Genomic DNA, 16665 nt, shown 5'->3' with positions numbered 1-16665 from the left:
AAACGCCCGCGTTGCGATATGGGTCGAATTGGTACGGCGGCGGCTGACAATCCAGTTTTAATGGGCACTGACCGCCTCGTCCCCAGGGGCGTGTAAACTGCTGCCTTTTTGCCTTGCCGGAATGGTGCACGTTCCCGCGCGCCAAGCCTTCAGCGGCCCGGCGCTCATCCGCTTACTCGCCCGCTTGACGGACGCCGGTTTCCCGGAGTCCGGGCAACCGCTCGCCGATCGGCTGGGCCAATGGCTCGTCTGGACCGACGCGATCGCGTTATCCGCGGCGCTCGGCAGCAACCCGTCCGCCGGCGTGTCCCCGTGCGACCTCCCGCCCGATCCAGCGAGCGACGTGTTGTGCATGCGCGTGCGCACCTCGCTGACGAACGCCATTGCCCGCGACGCCACGCTCATGTCCCAACGGCAGCGCGGGCACGCGCGCAATCGTCAGGACTATGCGGCGGCCGATACGGCGCCGGACTACGCGGCGTTTCGCCAGTGCTATCTGTCCCTGCAGGAGGGGATGGAAACCGCGATCGGCCATCTGCGCACGCAACTGCGAGCGATGCTCGCCGCCCGCGAGAGCGCGATGTCGCGGCTCGCATCGGTGGATGCCGTAATGGAGCGCGTGCTCGGCATACGCGAGCACAACGCGCTTGCTGCCGTGCCGGGATTGCTCTCGGTGCATTTCGAGCGCCTGCGCGACGCGGAACTGGCCACGCGCGGGAGTATGGAACCCGCGACGCGGGACGCCGCACAGGACGCAATCGCTCCGCCAGCGCACACAGCGGATTCGCCAACGGTCAAGGACGGCCCCTGGCTCGACGTGTTCCGCAAGGACATGCAAAGCGTGCTGTTCGCCGAACTCGAGATTCGTTTTCAACCGGTCGAAGGGCTGCGCGCTGCCCTTCGTGCCTGCTAACCGGGACCCCATGTCCAGATATCGCCTCGATCTTGTCGTCTTCCTCACTGGGCTCGCCGTCGTCTGTTGGATCGGCGCGGGCTACGCCAGCTCAAATCCGCTCGCGCTCGCCGTCACGCTGCTGATCGCCGTGTGCTATGTCGCAGGGGCACTCGAACTACATCGCTACCATCAGCGCACCGCGAGCCTCGCGCAGGCCGTCGCCGGCCTCTCCACGCCGCCCGCGAGCCTCGACGCGTGGCTCGAGCGTGTGCATCCCGCGCTGCGCGGCACGGTGCGGCTGCGCGTCGAAAGCGCGCGCGCCGCGTTGCCCGGACCGTCGCTGACGCCGTATTTGGTCGGGCTGCTGGTACTGCTCGGCATGCTGGGCACGCTGCTCGGCATGGTGGTGACGTTGCGCGGCACCGGCGCCGCGCTCGACAGCGCGACGGATCTCGCCGCGATCCGTGCGTCGCTCGCCGCGCCGATCAAAGGTTTGAGCTTCGCGTTCGGCACGTCGATCGCGGGCGTTGCGACCTCCGCGATGCTCGGGCTGCTGTCGGCGTTGTGCCGGCACGAACGACTCGAGGCCGCACGCGAGCTCGACGAGCGCATTGCCACAACGCTACGAACGTACTCGCTGGCATGGCGGCGCGAGGAAAGCTTCAGGCTGGCGCAGCGACAGGCGGATGCAATGCCGGCGCTCGTGGACCGTCTGCAGACGATGATGAGCACCATCGAGCGGCATAGCCTCGCGCTGCACGAACAACAGATCACGAGAGAGCAGGCGCTACACGCCAGCATCGAGCGCGCGTATACGGCGCTTGCGTCGTCGGTGGGGCGCTCGTTGCGGGACAGCGCCGCCGACACTGCGCGTGGCGCGAGTGCCGCGATCCAGCCCGTCGTGCAGGCAACGATGGCGGGGCTGTCGCGCGACATGACGGCGCTCGGCGCGACCGTCACGAACGCCGTGCAACGGCAACTCGATGGCCTCTCGGGCGGTTTCGAAGCGACCACGACAACCGTGGCGAACCTGTGGACTCGAGCGCTCGAGGAGCAGCAGCGCTCCGGCAGTGCGCTAGTCGAACAGTTACGCGTCGCGCTGGAGCGCTTCACCGGTACGTTCGAGCAACGTTCGTCGGCATGGGTCGACGGCGTGTCGGCGCGTGTCGATGCCCGTGTCGACAGTGTATCGGCTGCATGGAATGCTGCACTGACGCGGCAGGAACGCGCAAGCGAAACGCAAGCGGCCCATCACGAGCAAGCGCTTGCCGCGTCGGTCGCGACGTTCGGGCAGCACGCCGCGTCGCTGCTGCGCACGCTCGATCAATCGCACACGAATCTGCAACAGCAACTGACAGCACGCGACGAGACGCGACTCCACGCATGGACGGGAGCGCTCGATGCGATGGCGAAGTCGCTGGCCGAGCAATGGCAGCAGGCCGGCGAACACACCGCGAGCCGCCAGCAGGCGATCTGCGACACGCTCGCGCAGACTGCGCGCGACATCTCCGCGCAAACGGAAGCACACGCCGCCGGGACGATCGCGGAGATCGCGCGGCTCGTGCAGGCGGCATCGGAAGCGCCGCGGGCGGCGGCCGAAGTCGTCGCGGAACTGCGCCAGAAGCTCTCCGACAGCATGGTGCGCGACACGGCGATGCTCGAGGAGCGCACCCGTCTACTCGACACGCTCGGCACGCTGCTCGATGCCGTCAACCATGCATCCACGGAGCAGCACGGCGCCGTTGAGGCACTGGTGTCGACGTCGGCGGATCTGCTCGCTCGGGTCGGCAGGCAGTTCTCCGACACGGTCGAAACCGAAGCGCGCAAGCTCGGCGGAGTTGCCACGCAAATCACGGGCAGCGCGGTGGAAGTCGCGAGCCTCGGCGATGCGTTCGGCGCGGCCGTGCAAGAATTCGGCGCATCGAACGAGCGGCTCGTCGCGCATCTGCAGCGGATCGAATCCGCGCTCGATCGCTCGCTCACGCGCAGCGACGAGCAACTGGCGTACTACGTGGCGCAGGCGCGCGAGGTGATCGACCTGAGCATGCTGTCGCAAAAGCAGATCGTCGAAGACCTGCAGCAGCTTGCCGCACAGCGCACGTCGAGCGGAGCCGAAACGGCATGAACGACGAGATCGACGGCGGCACCGAGCCCACCGCGCCGGTCTGGGCCGCTTTCGCCGATCTGATGTCGGTGCTGGTCGGCGCGTTCGTGCTCATTCTGGTGGGCGTGATCGGCTTGCAACTCGAACTGTCCACGCGGCTCGAAGACCAGGTGAAGCAGCGGCAACTCGAGGCGCAGCGGCGCAAGACGCTCGAGCAGGCGCTCGCCGGCCCGCTCGCGGCTGGGCGCGTGACGCTCGTGAACGGCCGTATCGGCATCAGCGGCAGCTTGCTGTTCGCGCTGAACTCCGATCAATTGCAGCCACAGGGCCGCGATCTGCTGAAATCGCTTGCGGGCACGCTCGCCGTCTATCTGCGTTCGCGCGACGAGATCCTGATGGTGAGCGGCTTCGCCGACGACCAGCAGGTGCGCGCGGGCAACCGCCACTTTGCCGACAACTGGGAGCTGTCCGCGCAGCGCGCGCTGACGGTAACGCGCGCGCTGATCGATGCGGGCGTGCCCGCGTCGTCGGTATTCGCGGCGGCATTCGGCTCGCAGCAGCCCGTGAGTTCGAACGCGGACGACGCGGGGCGGGCGAAAAACCGCCGCGTCGAAATCGCACCGGTGCCGAAACGCTCGGGCGCGACGCCGGAGCAGCATGAGTAGCGACATGGCCAATGCCGGCGGCATGACCGAAATCCGCGCAACGCTCGATGCCTGGCGCGCGCGCGGCGCCGACCGCGTCAACCCCGCGCGCTTTCGCTTCATCGATGCTTTGGCGAGGCGCGCGGCTGATCGCGAGGGCGACGTGCGCCGCCTGCTCGACGAGCGGCTAGCTGGGTTGATCGCCGATTATTCGAGTGAGATCCAGCGCGTCGAGGCCGATGCTGCTGTTGATGTTGCGGCAACGAACGACGATCCCGCGCGCGGCACGCCTGCCGCTGCGGGCAGCATGCCGACGCAAAACGCGCCGCGCCGCGGTGCGCTGGCTGAACTGGTCGATCTGCTGGCGAGTCGCGCGACGGCCTCGACAGAGCGCGAGGCATCCGTGGCGCGCGACGTGCTGCATCCGCATCGACGCGACGGTTCGCAGGACCTCCCTGTGCTCGCCTACTTCCGCGAGACGTGGTCGCGATTCAGCACCGAGAAGCAATTGCGGCAGTCGCTCGAACAGGTGCCGGACAATGCGGGCCCGCTCAATTCGAATAGTCTCGTGCATCGGTCGCTTTCACTGATGCAGGCGCTGTCGCCCGGTTATCTGCAACATTTTTTGTCGTACGTCGAGGCGCTATCGTGGATGGAGCAACTGGCCGGGCCGGTCGTGGGAGCAAGCGCAGCAGCCGCACCCATCGCAGAGGCGCCGCGCGCGAGCGGCACGAAGAAGCGGGCGCGAGGTAAAGCACGCTAGTGCTACCGTCCGCGACGGCGAACCGTTGCCAGAGCGCGACAGGCCGTTTGATACCATGCAGCCTTTTCAGAACAGGCTGACAGCAGCGTGAAGCACCGACTCTTGACGACCGTACGGTATTTCTGCATCAGGTGGGCTGGCCGCGTGCCCCGGTTGGCGGGGGCGTGCTTCCATCTCGCAGTGGCGCTAATCAGCGTCGTCGCACACCTGACGAAACCCGCCCTCGCCGCAGCCTGGTACCACACGCGGCATCCGACCCGGCGCGGCGTGCTGCTTACGCTTGCCACGCCGCCCGCGCTTGTCGTCCTGTACGTGCTCGTGCTGATTCCGTTCACGCCGAGCATCAGCGACATCCGCAAGGCGCGAGTCGATCGGCCTGCGCAGATCCTCTCGGCGGACGGCAAGCTGCTCGCCGAGTTCAAACCATCGAACCGCGAGTGGGTGACGCTGAAAGAGATCTCGCCGCATATGGTCGATGCGCTGATCTCGACCGAAGACCACCGCTTCTACGAGCATCACGGCATCGACTGGAAGCGCACCGCGTCCGCGGCGCTGCACAACATGTTGGGCGGCCACCGCGAGGGCGGCTCGACGATCACGCAGCAGCTCGCGCGCAACTTGTATCCCGACGAAGTGGGCCGCGCGCCGACGCTCACGCGCAAGATCAAGGAGGCGATCACTGCGGAAAAGATCGAGATGGCCTACAGCAAGGACCAGATCCTCGAGACCTACCTGAACACCGTGCCGTTCCTGTACAACGCGTACGGCGTCGAGATGGCGGCGCGTACCTACTTCGACAAGTCGGCCGATGACCTAGACATCCTCCAGGCCGCGACGCTCACCGGCATGCTGAAGGGCAACAGCTACTACAACCCGGTGATCAACCCCGAGCGCGCACTACAGCGGCGCAACACGGTGCTCGCGCAGATGGTCAAGTACGGCCGTCTTTCCCCTGCCGTGTACGAGAAGCTGAAGGTCAAACCGCTGACGGTCGATTTCGAGCGTCAGGAGGAGCCGCCCGGGCCCGCGCCGCATTTCACGCAGCAGTTGCGCAAATGGCTGATCGGGTGGGCCGATGCAAACGACTACAACATCTACGCCGACGGCCTGATCGTCCATACCACGATCGATTCGCGCCTGCAGGCGATGGCGACCGCGGCGGTTACGCTGCAGGGCAACCAGTTGCAGTCGATCGCAAACGGGCAATGGAGCGGCCGCACGGGCTGCTCGCCGGCGAACGATCTGTTTAGGACATTCATGCGCGAGTCGCCCGAGTATCGCAGCGCGCGCGCCTCCGGCCAAAGCGACGACGATGCCCTGAAGCAGCTCGGCGCCGACCGCGGCTTCGTGCGCACCCTGTGCCACGACAAGACCGAGGTACAGGCGGGCTTTCTCGCAATCGATCCGCGCAACGGCCAGATCAAGGCCTGGGTCGGCAGCCGCGATTTCGCCGACGAACCATTCGATCACGTCCAACAATCGCGCCGTCAACCGGGCTCGACGTTCAAGCCGTTCGTGTACGGCGCGGCGTTCGCGGCCGGTGCGAAGCCGACGGATACGTTCATCGACCAGCCGGTCGAGATTGCTCTGAAGGGCGGCGAAATCTGGCGCCCGAGCGACGATGCCCCGCCGAGCGATAAGCCGATGACGCTACGCAATGCCCTGGCGTATTCGAACAACCGCGTCACTGCGCAGTTGATCGAGCAAGTCGGCCCTGAACGCGTCGCCCGTCTGGCGCGGGCGATGGGCGTGCGCGACAGCACGCTCGATCCGGTGCCGTCGCTCGCGCTCGGCACGAGCCCGGTGACGGTCAAGGAGATGGTGTCCGCGTATGCGACGATCGCGAACGACGGCGCGTATCTCGAGCCGCGTATGGTCACGAGCATCGACGATCACGACGGCCACGTGCTTGCGCAGTTCGAACCGGCAGAGCCCGAGCAGGCGCTGCCGGTCGCGGCGGACCGCACGCTGATCGACGTGATGCGCGACGTCGTCAATCGCGGCACCGGCGTGAGCATCCGCTCGCGCTTCGGGATTCACGCGGACGTCGCGGGCAAGACCGGCACGACCCAGGACAATACCGACGGCTGGTTCATCCTGATGCAACCGCAACTCGTTGCCGGCGCGTGGGTCGGCTTCGACGACGGCCGCGTGACGCTGGGCGGCAATTATTGGGAGGGAGCGCACAGTGCGCTGCCGATCGTCGGCGACTTCTATCGGCGGGCGCTGCACGCGCGGCTGATCGATTCACGCGCACGCTTCGACACCGAGGTACAGCCGAGCGCATTCGTTGTGTTCCGCGACAAGCTGCGCGTGTGGACGGCGTGGCTGTTCGGCTCCAAACCGCAGACGCCAGCGGCGCCCGCGCCGATGCACCATGCGCCGCCGGCGGTGACGCCTGCCGCGCCGCCCACGCCAGCGTCGGCAGCCGCGCCGGCTTCGTCGGGTTCGTCGGGCTTGCCGTCGCAGGCGTCGGCGCCATTGCCGGCGTCCGAGCCGCCGTTGATTGGAGTGCCGGCTAACGGCGCGCCGGCGGCGGCATCGGGTACGGCCGCGTCCGGTGCAACGAGTAGCGTGGCGCCACTGCTTGCCCCAACCGTCTTGCCGCCGGCTTCCGGTGCGCAAGCTACCGGTATGCCGCCACGTAAGAGCGACGTGTTCCCGCCGTCAGGCGCGGGATCCTCGCCAACCCCAACGCCGGACGTACCGGAAACGACACCATCAGGAACCAATGCCGGAGGATGAGGCGGTGAGGTAGCACGGCCGACGGCTCGCGTCAGCAATGTCGTTCGGCCGTCGGACTTCAGTCGACACACCGGCTACGCATCCGTCGGTGATCCGGCACTATCTTGCTCCGCAAAATAAGTCAGCCCAGTCCAAGCTAATTTTTCGCCACGCCACTAGAATTGCTGCTTTGCGGGTAAACACCGCTTGATCACGGCAATTGGCAATGCACCAGATTGAAGCAACAAAGAACAAGACGGCCTGGGTCCTCTTCGCCTTGGCGGTGGGCGGCTTCGCGATCGGCACGACTGAATTCGCGACGATGAGCGTCTTGCCGCTGTTCGCGCGCGGGCTTGGCATCAGCGCGCCCGTGGCAGGTCATGTGATCAGCGCGTACGCCTTGGGTGTGGTGGTCGGTGCACCGGCGCTCGCCGTGCTCGGCGCACGGCTCGATCGTCGCGATCTGCTGATTGCGCTGATGGCGCTGTTCGCCGTGGGCAATACGCTGAGTGCGCTCGCGCCGAGCTACCACTGGATGCTTTTGTTCCGTTTCATCAGCGGATTGCCGCACGGTGCCTATTTTGGCGTCGCGGCGCTCGTCGCGACCTCGCTCGTGCCCGAGAACCGCCGCACCGTCGCCGTGGGCCGCATGTTTCTCGGGCTCACCGTCGCCACGATCGTCGGCGTGCCGTTCGCGAACTGGCTCGGCCATGTGATCGGCTGGCGCTGGAGCTTCGGCTTCGCAGCGTTGATGGGCGCCGTCACGATGACGTGTGTGCGCCTGTGGGCACCGTCAACGCCTGCGGCGGCCAACGCAAGCCCGCTGCGCGAACTGAGCGCGCTCAAGCGCACGCAGGTCTGGTACACGCTCGGCATCGGCGCGATCGGTTTCGGCGGCTTGTTCGCGGTCTATACGTATCTGGCGAACGTGCTCGCCTCGGTCACGCACGCATCGGTAGGCGTTGCGTCGCTCGTGCTGGGCGTTTTCGGGATCGGAATGACGATCGGCAACATCGTCGTGCCGATGTTCGCGGATCGCGCGTTGATGCGCACGGCCGGAGTCTTGCTCGTCTGGAGCGCCCTGACGCTGCTCGCCTTCCCGCTGGCGGCCTCCAACGTCTGGACGCTCACGCTGGACGTCTTCCTGATCGGCATAGGCGGCGCGCTCGGCACCGTGTTGCAGACGCGCTTGATGGACGTCGCCGAAGATGCGCAAAGCCTTGCGGCCGCGCTCAATCATTCGGCATTCAACACGGCCAATGCGCTGGGGCCGTTTCTCGGCGGGCTAGCGATCGCAGGCGGATTCGGCTGGACTTCACCGGGATGGGTGGGAGCGTTGCTCGCGATCGCCGGCCTCGGCGTTTGGGCGATGGCGGGCTTCGCACAGCGCAACGCCGATCGCAAGGCGGCGGCGCGGTTGGAGCGCCGCGCCTGTTTGGAGACGCAGGGGCGGTGAGAAATAAGGTCTAGGTTCAGCGGCAAGCGCCTTTCGCTGACTCACGCTTGATGGCCTTCGAAGTAACGACTTGGCGGCACGCCCAGTACGCGCTGGAACAGCGCCGTGAAAGAACTGGGGCTGCCATACCCCAAGTCCAGAGCGACCGTCGTCACGTTTTCGCCATCGCTCAACCGCAAAACAGCGCTCAACAGGCAAGCCTGCTGACGCCACTGAGCAAATCCGACACCGGTCTGAGCCCCAAAGAATCGAGTGAATGTGCGTCGGCTCATATTCATGGTGTTCGCCATGACATCGACGTCGACCCGCAAAGATGGGCGTTCCAGGAGCGCGCGGCAGAGGTGAGATGGTTCAGCGACGCACGCGGTTTCTCTCCGCTCGAGCGCGCACTGGATCGCGATCAATTCACGTATATATGCATGGACTACCGCGGCTATGGGGACATGCAAGCTGTCGCCGGAGAATACACGATCGATGAAATTGCCAACGATGCGTTGGCTTTGGCAGACGCGCTTGGCTTCGAGACATTCAGCCTGATAGGCCACTCGATGGGAGGAATGGTCATAGAACGCATTGCGATGCTTGCTCCACGACGCGTGCGAATGCTCATCCCCGTCGCTCCGCTTTGCAGCCGGCGCAAAGCGACTTTGCGCAACACCTCATTGTTCCTCCCCGACGCCTTGAACATGATTGCGAAGCCAGTAAGGCTCCTGCTTCGACCGACGAAGCAAAGCAGGTCAATCGTTCATTCAGAAAAGGAATCGTCATGGAAGACAGCAAACCCACCATCGTGCTCGTGCACGGCGCACTGACCGATGCCTCGGTATGGGCCGCGGTGATCGCGCAACTTCAGCTCCAGAATTATCGCGTGCTGGCGCCGGCGCTGCCGATGCGCGGACTGCACTCGGACACCGACTATCTCGACAGCTTTCTCGCCAGTATCAAAGGCAGTGTCGTGCTCGTCGGACACTCCTACGCGGGCTCGGTGATTTCGTCTCAGCCGCGTCGTGCAGGTCAGATTCGAGCGCTGGTGTACGTGAGCGCTTTCCAGCCCGATACGAACGAAAGCGCCGGCGAACTGAACGAACGCTTTCCCGGCAGCAAGCTGGGACCGGACACGCTCGCATTCTTGCCGACGCCGACTGGCACCGACCTCTATCTGAAAACCGAATGCTTCCACGAGGTATACGCGGGCGATCTCTCCGCTGCCACCGTCGCGATCATGGCGGCGACCCAACGGCCCGTCGACAGCACGGCGATGGAGGAGACGTTACAAGGCCAACCCGCGTGGCGCAACATTCCGTCGTGGGCTGTCGTCACCACCGACGATCTGTCGATCCCGCCTGCCGCACAGCGCTTCATGGCCGCACGTGCGCAATCGACGGTGCGCGAAGTCAAGGCGTCGCACGCCGTGCCGGTATCGCATCCGCATGAGGTAGTGAACTGTATCGTCGAGGCGGCGAGCGCCCGATGAACGTTGAAGCGGCGTCATGTGAGGTGGTAAGGAGGCGTGTATGTGACGCGGTTTCGCAGTTCGATCAAGCGATCCCTTTACCTCGGATCGCATGCTTCGTAGACTTAGCCATCGCATGCCCTGTATCTAGAATCCGGGAACACCTCACATGGAAATCGACGCGCTCGAGATCTTCCTGTCCGTGGCGACGCTCGGTAACTTTTCTCGCGCGGCCAAATCGCGCAACGTAGCGGTCTCGTCGGTGACGCGGAAGATCGATCTGCTGGAACAGGATATCGGCACCGCGCTGTTCTACCGCAGTCCGCGTCAGGTACACCTCACCGATGCCGGCCTGCAGTTCGTGAGTGCCGCGAAAAAGATCCTGGCGGAAATCGATGACGTGCGAGACGCGATTGTATCGATGCAAACCGAGCCGCAAGGCGTGCTCACCGTGACGGCGCCCGCTACGTTTGGACGCCGTCATGTCGCGCCCGCCGTTGCGAAGTTCCTGCTGCGCTATCCGCAGATGCAGGTCGATCTGCATGTCAGCGACGACATGGTGGATCTCGTCAATCAGCGGGTCGATGTGGCGATTCGCATCGGCGTACTGGACGACAGCGATCTGCTGGCCACCAAGCTCGCCCCGCAGCGCCGGGTTGCCGTCGCGAGTCCCGCATATCTCGCGCGAGCAGGACGGCCTACCTCGCCCATCGATCTGCTGACACACAACTGCCTGTCGCACGGTACGCATGGTGCACGCGGCACGCGCGCCGGATGGTGGCAGTTTGCCGGCGTCAACGACGGAAAAGCGCTCGACGTGAACGGCAATCTGCGCACCGACGATAGCGAGTCGCTGCTGAAGGCTGTGTTAGCCGGCGTGGGCATTGCACATCTCGCGACATGGCTGGTCGGCGACGAGATCGCAGCCGGACGTCTCGTCATGCTGTTCGACAACGAGCTTCGCGAACCGCCCGTATCGGCCTCTGGCATTCACGCCATGCGGATGCCGGGACGCGGTGTGCGAAAAGCAACGCTGTTCATCAACGATCTTCGCGAACAGTTCGCCGTAGACGACGGCGGCGTTCCGTATTGGGACCGGCCGTTCAGCAGGTAGCGAGGTCGCAGCGAGCCTAGGAAGGTTGGCCGACAGAAACGGCAAACCGGGGAATTGGGAGCATCCGGAGGCAACCGCCCAACAAGGGTTTTGGCTTTATGTACAGAACGTCTGGGAACACGCTGGAACAACGAATGGTGGGCCGGGTGGGAGTCATATTCAGGTCGCTCAGGTCCACTCCGCAAGCGACTTTCGATTTGACGATACGCGGTTACCCCCGGATCTACCCCCAAGGGCAACCGGAACAAAATGGAACAAGTTGGCCTAGTCGCGGCGCACGTGGCTCGTCGACACTTTGCTGTCCAGATCGCGAACTCACGGCCCCATTTTCAGGACAGCGTCCGTCTGCCAGTCAACCCGGTGGGGGTGCGTGCTCGTGCGCCTTGCGCCGCCTGCAGCGTCTCGCCCTCGTCTTTTGATGGCCGCGGAGCGGATGAAGACGTCCACGAGGGTTATACTGAACCAGTTTGACCGGTGAGCGTCACGCGACGTATTTTCATCGTAGAATCAATCAATTACAATCATTATTGATGTTTGATGGAGGTCATCATGACCCTACGAGACAAATTGAGAAAGGCGCTCGGCCGGAAGAGGACAAATGTCTTCCTGCGGGCCGATTTCTTGGACTTGGGCAGCGAGGCCCAACTGAGCCGTGCGCTGCGCAATCTGGTCGATGAAGGCGCAGTGGTTAAAATTGGGGTAGGCGTCTACGCCAAAGCGAAGCGCAGCGTGTTGAGCGGGAAGCCGATTCCGGTCGAGCCGGTCGAATTCCTAGCACCAGAGGCACTGAAAAAGCTTGGCGTGAAAGTGTATCCACGCCGTCAGACTGCTGAATATAACGCGGGCACGACGACGCAAATCGCCGCCGGCGTGGTCATCAATACCGGGAATCGGCGCATCTCCCGCAAGCTGGGCTTCGGACCAAAGACCATCGAATATGAAAACAATTACAACCGACCAACGGGAGTTGATCGACGCCCTACTCGCTGAACAAGACGTCGGCGGGATTTCCGCCGCCATTCTCGAGAAGGACATTCATGTAACTGACGCTTTGCGTGCGTTGTCGGCCATCGCCCACGAGCACGTCAGATTGGTCTTCTGTGGCGGGACGAGTCTCTCGAAGGCGCACAGCATCATTGAGCGGATGTCGGAGGATGTCGACCTCAAGGTTGCGCTATCTCCTGCACACGGTCTCAGCGACAGCGCATTAAAGAAGCACCTTTCCGCGTTGAAAGGAAAGGTGGCCGAAACGCTGATGCGGCTGGATTTCCAGGAAATCCCGGAAGAGGCTCGTGCCAGAAATGCCAACCGATATTTCGCGAGCAGCTGGATGTATTCGTCGGTTTACGGGCCGCATCAGAGCCTGCGCACTCACCTGAGTGTCGAGTTCACGGTACGCACACCCGCCTTCGAGACGTCCGAGCACCAGCTCGGCTATCTGATCGATCGACTGGCTGAACAGGCTGGCGAACCCTTCGCCATGCAATGTGTTTCAGTGGAGGAGACACTGGCAGAAAAAGTCCTCTCGTTTCTGCGCCGCTTTGCCGAACACCGAGCAAAGGTGCGCGAGGACTGGGACAAAGCGCTAGTGCGCCATATCTACGACACTTGGCGCATCGTGGCTGTCGACCCAGGCGCCGTGGATCGGGCAGTCGCTCACTTCAAAGATCTCGTCGATTTTGATCGAATCGAGTTTCCGAAGCACAAGGCATTCGTCGACGATCCAGCAACATGCATGAAGACCGCGCTCGGCGAGATCGAGTCCGACGCCCAAACGATCGGCGAGTATGCCGACAAACTCATCCCGTTGATTTATGGCCGGCACAAGCCGCCCTTCAATGAGGCATTGGGCGTGTTCAAAGACGTTGCCAATAAGTTGCTCGGCACGCTTTAGTCCGGTCTTGAACTGGCGAAAGAGCGAAGGCTGAATCGTGTTCTCCGCCTACTTCTGTGTGGCGGCGACGAGTCGTCCCAGAAGTCCGACATCAAGAACGCCAGGGCCATGTGGCAGACAATCAAGGAGCAAGCATGAGCAAAGTCAAGATCTCCCGCTTCGACGTATCAGAGCACTTGGACAGCGAGGAAGTCATCGCCGCTTACCTCAATGCGGCCCTTGAGGAAGGTGACTCAGATTTGCTCATGGCAGCGATCGCAGATGTCGCCAAGGCGCGCGGCATCGCCAAGGTTGCAGCCGACGCAGGTGTTGGACGGGAAAGCCTGCATAAGACACTAGCCCCGGCTTCCAAGCCAAAGCTCGAAACCGTGTTCAAGTTGATGCGTGCGCTCGGCGTCAAGTTGACCGCTATGCCGGAAACAGCCCACGCGTAGCTTGAAGAATGGCTCGCGGCTGCCTTCCGAGCACGCCTTACAGGCACACGAACGGCCCAAACGAAACACCCTGCCCTTCCCTGGAATTCTTTGAATGGTGCCGGTGCAACGTGCTTCGGCACGGAGTGCCTGGTGACTCCGCAGAACGAGGTGGCAATGAAAGGAGAAACGTGAGCATGCCCGAGGTCGGTTCGCATTTATGGATCGAAGCCCAGGTCCGACAATATCTGGCAACCGGCGACTATGATGGCTTCTTCGTCAACTGGCCGGGAAGCTCCATGGTTGACGCCGCGGCCCACGCTACTCAACGGCTCCGGGCCGCGCTTGTAGACACAACACTGCGCGAGGCGCGTGGTTTCGAGCGACCAACGCCCTCCTTGCCGGGACCGATTGATCCGTGGCTGCGAGACAAGCTTGGCCCCATGGTGGACGGATTTTTCACCGTCCAGGAACGGGATTGTGTGCTCGACGCGCTCGTGCGAGGAGTCGTTTTCCTCACGCCCCACAACATTGTCGATGTGCTCACCACGGAACCATGGCTGTCGACCGCGTGGCGTCTCGCCAACCTGTATCTAAATAGTCTGGGCGCGTCCCGGCTAGGCTCAAACGCCGACGATCTCGTCGGGCTGAGCCAGGACACCACCTGCTATGTGTCGCTCGCATACTTCGACGAGACCGATCCATTTGCGGATTTCGTCGTGCACGAGGCGGCACATGTACTGCACAATTGTCGTCGGACATCAATCGGTCTGCCGGAGCGTCGGCAATGCCCAACACTGCTCGACATCGCTTTCCATCAGCGCGAAACCTTTGCATACGCGTGCGAGGTCTACAGCCGGATTCTCGCGATGACGCAAGGTCGTGAAGCTCGACAGGCGGCGCTCGAACGGCATATGGAGTCGGAGTTGCCGCCGGATGAGCGGGTCGATCATGGGCAGTACCTGGCGATCCTGGCGGAGGCCGTTCACGCGCGCAATGGCTGGCGATGCATCTGGAAACGGTGTGCGCCGTGATGACGGGTTCCGGAGGTGGCCGAATCGGAGATCTGCGCGCCCAGAACTCGCCACGCTTGATTGACGGCGAAAGAGCGAGAATGGTAATTGCGCATCGTCGATCGTGGCCGGCTCACGTAGAAGTCGGAGGCGGGACCCACATCAGGGCTCGTCATTGAAAAACGGCAGAATAGGGCTGGAGCCCGTGATAACAAAGAGAACCTCATACCATGGCCGCACCGAGCTTTGTCTATACCGTCGCCTGCGTCGCCAAGATGCTCGGAGAGCCGGAGGAGTGGCTGGACGAACTGGCGAGCATGAACTTGGGGCCCGAGGACGGATGTCTTGGGATCATTGACGATCTGGACGGCCCCGCGGAACAGCTGATCTCGGTAACCGCGTTCACGGACGCTGGCATTGAGGCGCTCAAGGAACTGGTTGCGGACACGAAGCAGCGGTCTTCCGAGGCGGGCGGCGCTGGCTGATCCGGCGCAAAGCCGCCGGAATCGCAATACGTCAATGCATTGTGCATGCCCTACCGGAACCGCGAGCGAATTGTCGTCGCATTACATTCAAGTGCCTCAATATAATCAGCCCACGCCTGCATCATCTTCCTGCGCAGCGGCAGATATTCCGCAAAGTTGTAAGCACCCCTCACCTCATCCCGCTCGCCGTGAGATAGCTGCCGCTCGATTGCATCGGCCGGCCACCCCTGTTCATTGAACAATGTCGACGCAGTACTGCGGAATCCATGCCCCGTCATTTGCTCACTCGTATAGCCGAGTCTCCGCAGTGCCGCGTTGACGGTGTTTTCGCTCATCGGTCGAGCACTGGTCCTGACACTGGGAAAGACGTACCGTCCATGCCCCGTTACCGAATAGAGCTCCTTCAAAACGGCAAGCGACTGCTTCGACAGAGGCACGATATGCAGCTCTTTTATCTTCATCCTGCTGGCGGAGATGCGCCACTCTGCATGATCGAAGTCGAACTCGGACCATTCAGCCTTACGAAGCTCCCCGGGGCGAACAAAGGTCAGGATACCGATAAGGAGGGCACATTTCGTTTCAAAGCCACCGGCGTAGCCCCGGATCGCACGCATCAGCGCGCCAACTTCCTTCGGATCCGTGATCGACGGGTAATGTTGCTTTGGTGCGGGCTTGAGCGCCTCGCGAAGATCAGTCGTGGGATCGTGGCTTACCCGCCCAGTCACCACTGCGTATCTGAATATCTGCCCGCATTTCTGCAGGGAGCGATGGGCTGTGTCGATCGCTCCTCGTCGCTCGATCCTCCGCAAGGCAGTCAGTAACTCCAGCGGCGTGATTTCCGCAATCGGACGCCTGCCTAGAGACGAAAACATATCGCGTTCAAGCCGATGCAAGATGAGGTCGGCGTATTCTGCTTCCCACTTGCCCCTCATCAGTTCGAACCACTCGCGAGCCACAACCTCGAAGGTGCTCCCATCCTGCATTCTCGCGGCTGCCTTCCGAGCGCGCCGAATTTCCCCTGGGTCGTTGCCCTTAACAAGTTCACGCCGGGCGTCATCGCGTAGCTCGCGCGCGCCCTTCAGCGACACCGCCGGATACGCACCGAACGCGAGCAGCTTTTCCTTGCCACCAAAGCGATACTTCATCCGCCACAAGCGTGAGCCGGTCGGAGTCAAAAGGACATAGAGACCGCCGCCATCGAACAGCTTGACCGGCTTTGCGCCTGGCTTAGCTTTGCGGATCGAAGTATCGGAGAGTGTCATGGGGGTATTTCCCATCGCCGCATGCGACGTACCCCAGAAACTACCCCCACGAATCGGTGGAAGTCAACGGAATGAGACAGCCCTCCTCGGAATCCCCGAGAAGCCCGTCAATACACGCCGTACAGGCACAAGGATGCCCCAAACGGAACACTCTGGACTTTACTGGAACTCTTTGGATGGTGGGCCGGGTGGGAGTCGAACCCACGATGTCCTTTCGGAGGCGGATTATGAGTCCGCTGCCTGCAACCAGCACGGCGTCCGGCCCTTCTCTCGCCACGTTTTGGAATGATTCGTTCGTGGCGGATGGTTTGTCTCAGCGATCGACGGCTTCGCGGAAAGATTGCGAGTCTATCGGCTAATTCGATTGCCTGCAAATCGCAAAAGCAAATAGAAGCGAATTCGGAGGCGAGGCGGCGAAGCATCCACAGCGAGGCCTCCATCTCGA

General features: G+C 63.0%; 16 protein-coding genes and 1 tRNA gene. 14 read left to right on the top strand and 3 right to left on the bottom strand.

Annotated features, from left to right (window positions below; all coding sequences use genetic code 11):
• The first annotated feature begins 121 nt into the window (after nucleotides 1-121).
• The 6 genes from J3485_RS21305 to J3485_RS21280 all read left to right on the top strand — a co-directional run bounded on the left by J3485_RS21305 (nucleotide 122) and on the right by J3485_RS21280 (nucleotide 8586).
• A complete protein-coding gene (locus J3485_RS21305; RefSeq protein ID WP_206956308.1) occupies nucleotides 122-913 on the top strand; it encodes a DUF3348 domain-containing protein in 792 nt (263 codons plus the stop codon).
• 10 nt (nucleotides 914-923) lie between these two features.
• Entirely contained in the window at nucleotides 924-3020 is a 2097-nt protein-coding gene (locus J3485_RS21300) for a DUF802 domain-containing protein (protein ID WP_206956307.1), read from the top strand.
• Nucleotides 3017-3664 carry an OmpA family protein gene (locus J3485_RS21295; RefSeq protein ID WP_206956306.1) on the top strand — a complete coding sequence of 216 codons (648 nt, stop codon included), beginning with the start codon at nucleotides 3017-3019 and terminating at the stop codon, nucleotides 3662-3664. Before J3485_RS21300 ends, J3485_RS21295 begins: the two co-directional genes overlap by 4 nt.
• On the top strand, nucleotides 3657-4406 hold the full coding sequence (locus J3485_RS21290; protein WP_242538875.1) for a DUF2894 domain-containing protein: 750 nt from the start codon (nucleotides 3657-3659) through the stop codon (nucleotides 4404-4406). The genes J3485_RS21295 and J3485_RS21290 overlap by 8 nt, the downstream gene beginning before the upstream one ends.
• Before the next feature lie 153 nt (nucleotides 4407-4559).
• Nucleotides 4560-7151 (top strand): penicillin-binding protein 1A, encoded by a 2592-nt coding sequence (locus J3485_RS21285; protein WP_206958257.1) that lies wholly within the window; start codon nucleotides 4560-4562, stop codon nucleotides 7149-7151.
• Between the two features lie 205 nt (nucleotides 7152-7356).
• On the top strand, nucleotides 7357-8586 hold the full coding sequence (locus J3485_RS21280) for an MFS transporter (RefSeq protein ID WP_206956305.1): 1230 nt from the start codon (nucleotides 7357-7359) through the stop codon (nucleotides 8584-8586).
• A gap of 41 nt (nucleotides 8587-8627) precedes the next feature.
• Here J3485_RS21280 and J3485_RS29070 read toward each other — a convergent pair whose 3' ends face one another.
• Entirely contained in the window at nucleotides 8628-8858 is a 231-nt protein-coding gene (locus tag J3485_RS29070; RefSeq protein WP_242539014.1) for a helix-turn-helix domain-containing protein, read from the bottom strand.
• A 69-nt stretch (nucleotides 8859-8927) separates the two neighbouring features.
• On the opposite strand from J3485_RS29070, the gene J3485_RS29065 reads away from it, so the two are divergent.
• The 8 genes from J3485_RS29065 to J3485_RS21240 all read left to right on the top strand — a co-directional run bounded on the left by J3485_RS29065 (nucleotide 8928) and on the right by J3485_RS21240 (nucleotide 14958).
• Nucleotides 8928-9398, top strand: a complete 471-nt coding sequence (locus J3485_RS29065) for an alpha/beta fold hydrolase (protein ID WP_374192453.1) — start codon at nucleotides 8928-8930, stop codon at nucleotides 9396-9398.
• Nucleotides 9353-10060 (top strand): alpha/beta fold hydrolase, encoded by a 708-nt coding sequence (locus J3485_RS21270; RefSeq protein WP_206956303.1) that lies wholly within the window; start codon nucleotides 9353-9355, stop codon nucleotides 10058-10060. Before J3485_RS29065 ends, J3485_RS21270 begins: the two co-directional genes overlap by 46 nt.
• 148 nt (nucleotides 10061-10208) lie before the next feature.
• The gene (locus tag J3485_RS21265) at nucleotides 10209-11153 is read left to right on the top strand and encodes a LysR family transcriptional regulator (protein ID WP_206956302.1); all 945 of its coding nucleotides are present in this window, start codon (nucleotides 10209-10211) and stop codon (nucleotides 11151-11153) included.
• A 549-nt stretch (nucleotides 11154-11702) separates the two neighbouring features.
• Nucleotides 11703-12143, top strand: a complete 441-nt coding sequence (locus J3485_RS21260) for a DUF6088 family protein (RefSeq protein ID WP_206956301.1) — start codon at nucleotides 11703-11705, stop codon at nucleotides 12141-12143.
• Complete coding sequence (locus J3485_RS21255; RefSeq protein ID WP_206956300.1) at nucleotides 12091-13047, top strand: nucleotidyl transferase AbiEii/AbiGii toxin family protein; 957 nt, start codon at nucleotides 12091-12093, stop codon at nucleotides 13045-13047. Before J3485_RS21260 ends, J3485_RS21255 begins: the two co-directional genes overlap by 53 nt.
• 134 nt (nucleotides 13048-13181) lie before the next feature.
• Nucleotides 13182-13481: an addiction module antidote protein gene (locus tag J3485_RS21250; RefSeq protein WP_206956299.1), complete on the top strand. Its 300-nt coding sequence runs from the start codon at nucleotides 13182-13184 to the stop codon at nucleotides 13479-13481.
• Between the two features lie 176 nt (nucleotides 13482-13657).
• Nucleotides 13658-14494: a hypothetical protein gene (locus tag J3485_RS21245; protein ID WP_206956298.1), complete on the top strand. Its 837-nt coding sequence runs from the start codon at nucleotides 13658-13660 to the stop codon at nucleotides 14492-14494.
• A 209-nt stretch (nucleotides 14495-14703) separates the two neighbouring features.
• Nucleotides 14704-14958, top strand: a complete 255-nt coding sequence (locus J3485_RS21240; protein WP_206956297.1) for a hypothetical protein — start codon at nucleotides 14704-14706, stop codon at nucleotides 14956-14958.
• Nucleotides 14959-15008: 50 nt separating this feature from the next.
• On the opposite strand, the gene J3485_RS21235 is transcribed toward J3485_RS21240, so the two are convergent.
• Nucleotides 15009-16220: a tyrosine-type recombinase/integrase gene (locus tag J3485_RS21235; protein ID WP_206956296.1), complete on the bottom strand. Its 1212-nt coding sequence runs from the start codon at nucleotides 16218-16220 to the stop codon at nucleotides 15009-15011.
• A 177-nt stretch (nucleotides 16221-16397) separates the two neighbouring features.
• Nucleotides 16398-16485: transfer RNA gene (locus tag J3485_RS21230), tRNA-Ile, on the bottom strand.
• Between the last annotated feature and the right edge of the window lie 180 nt (nucleotides 16486-16665).

This window comes from Trinickia acidisoli (genome assembly GCF_017315725.1).
GTDB lineage: Bacteria > Pseudomonadota > Gammaproteobacteria > Burkholderiales > Burkholderiaceae > Trinickia > Trinickia acidisoli.
Note: the sequence above shows the minus strand (reverse complement) of the source record. Positions and strands in the feature narration are given on the sequence as shown.

What these genes read in the sequence shown, in the direction of transcription:
- J3485_RS29070 (WP_242539014.1), bottom strand. Translation starts at nt 8,858, where the DNA reads ATGAGCCGACGCACATTCACTCGATTCTTTGGGGCTCAGACCGGTGTC.
- J3485_RS21280 (WP_206956305.1), top strand. Translation starts at nt 7,357, where the DNA reads ATGCACCAGATTGAAGCAACAAAGAACAAGACGGCCTGGGTCCTCTTC.
- J3485_RS21235 (WP_206956296.1), bottom strand. Translation starts at nt 16,220, where the DNA reads ATGACACTCTCCGATACTTCGATCCGCAAAGCTAAGCCAGGCGCAAAG.
- J3485_RS21245 (WP_206956298.1), top strand. Translation starts at nt 13,658, where the DNA reads ATGCCCGAGGTCGGTTCGCATTTATGGATCGAAGCCCAGGTCCGACAA.
- J3485_RS21240 (WP_206956297.1), top strand. Translation starts at nt 14,704, where the DNA reads ATGGCCGCACCGAGCTTTGTCTATACCGTCGCCTGCGTCGCCAAGATG.
- J3485_RS21265 (WP_206956302.1), top strand. Translation starts at nt 10,209, where the DNA reads ATGGAAATCGACGCGCTCGAGATCTTCCTGTCCGTGGCGACGCTCGGT.
- J3485_RS21270 (WP_206956303.1), top strand. Translation starts at nt 9,353, where the DNA reads ATGGAAGACAGCAAACCCACCATCGTGCTCGTGCACGGCGCACTGACC.
- J3485_RS21250 (WP_206956299.1), top strand. Translation starts at nt 13,182, where the DNA reads ATGAGCAAAGTCAAGATCTCCCGCTTCGACGTATCAGAGCACTTGGAC.
- J3485_RS21255 (WP_206956300.1), top strand. Translation starts at nt 12,091, where the DNA reads ATGAAAACAATTACAACCGACCAACGGGAGTTGATCGACGCCCTACTC.
- J3485_RS21305 (WP_206956308.1), top strand. Translation starts at nt 122, where the DNA reads ATGGTGCACGTTCCCGCGCGCCAAGCCTTCAGCGGCCCGGCGCTCATC.
- J3485_RS21295 (WP_206956306.1), top strand. Translation starts at nt 3,017, where the DNA reads ATGAACGACGAGATCGACGGCGGCACCGAGCCCACCGCGCCGGTCTGG.
- J3485_RS21260 (WP_206956301.1), top strand. Translation starts at nt 11,703, where the DNA reads ATGACCCTACGAGACAAATTGAGAAAGGCGCTCGGCCGGAAGAGGACA.
- J3485_RS21290 (WP_242538875.1), top strand. Translation starts at nt 3,657, where the DNA reads ATGAGTAGCGACATGGCCAATGCCGGCGGCATGACCGAAATCCGCGCA.
- J3485_RS21300 (WP_206956307.1), top strand. Translation starts at nt 924, where the DNA reads ATGTCCAGATATCGCCTCGATCTTGTCGTCTTCCTCACTGGGCTCGCC.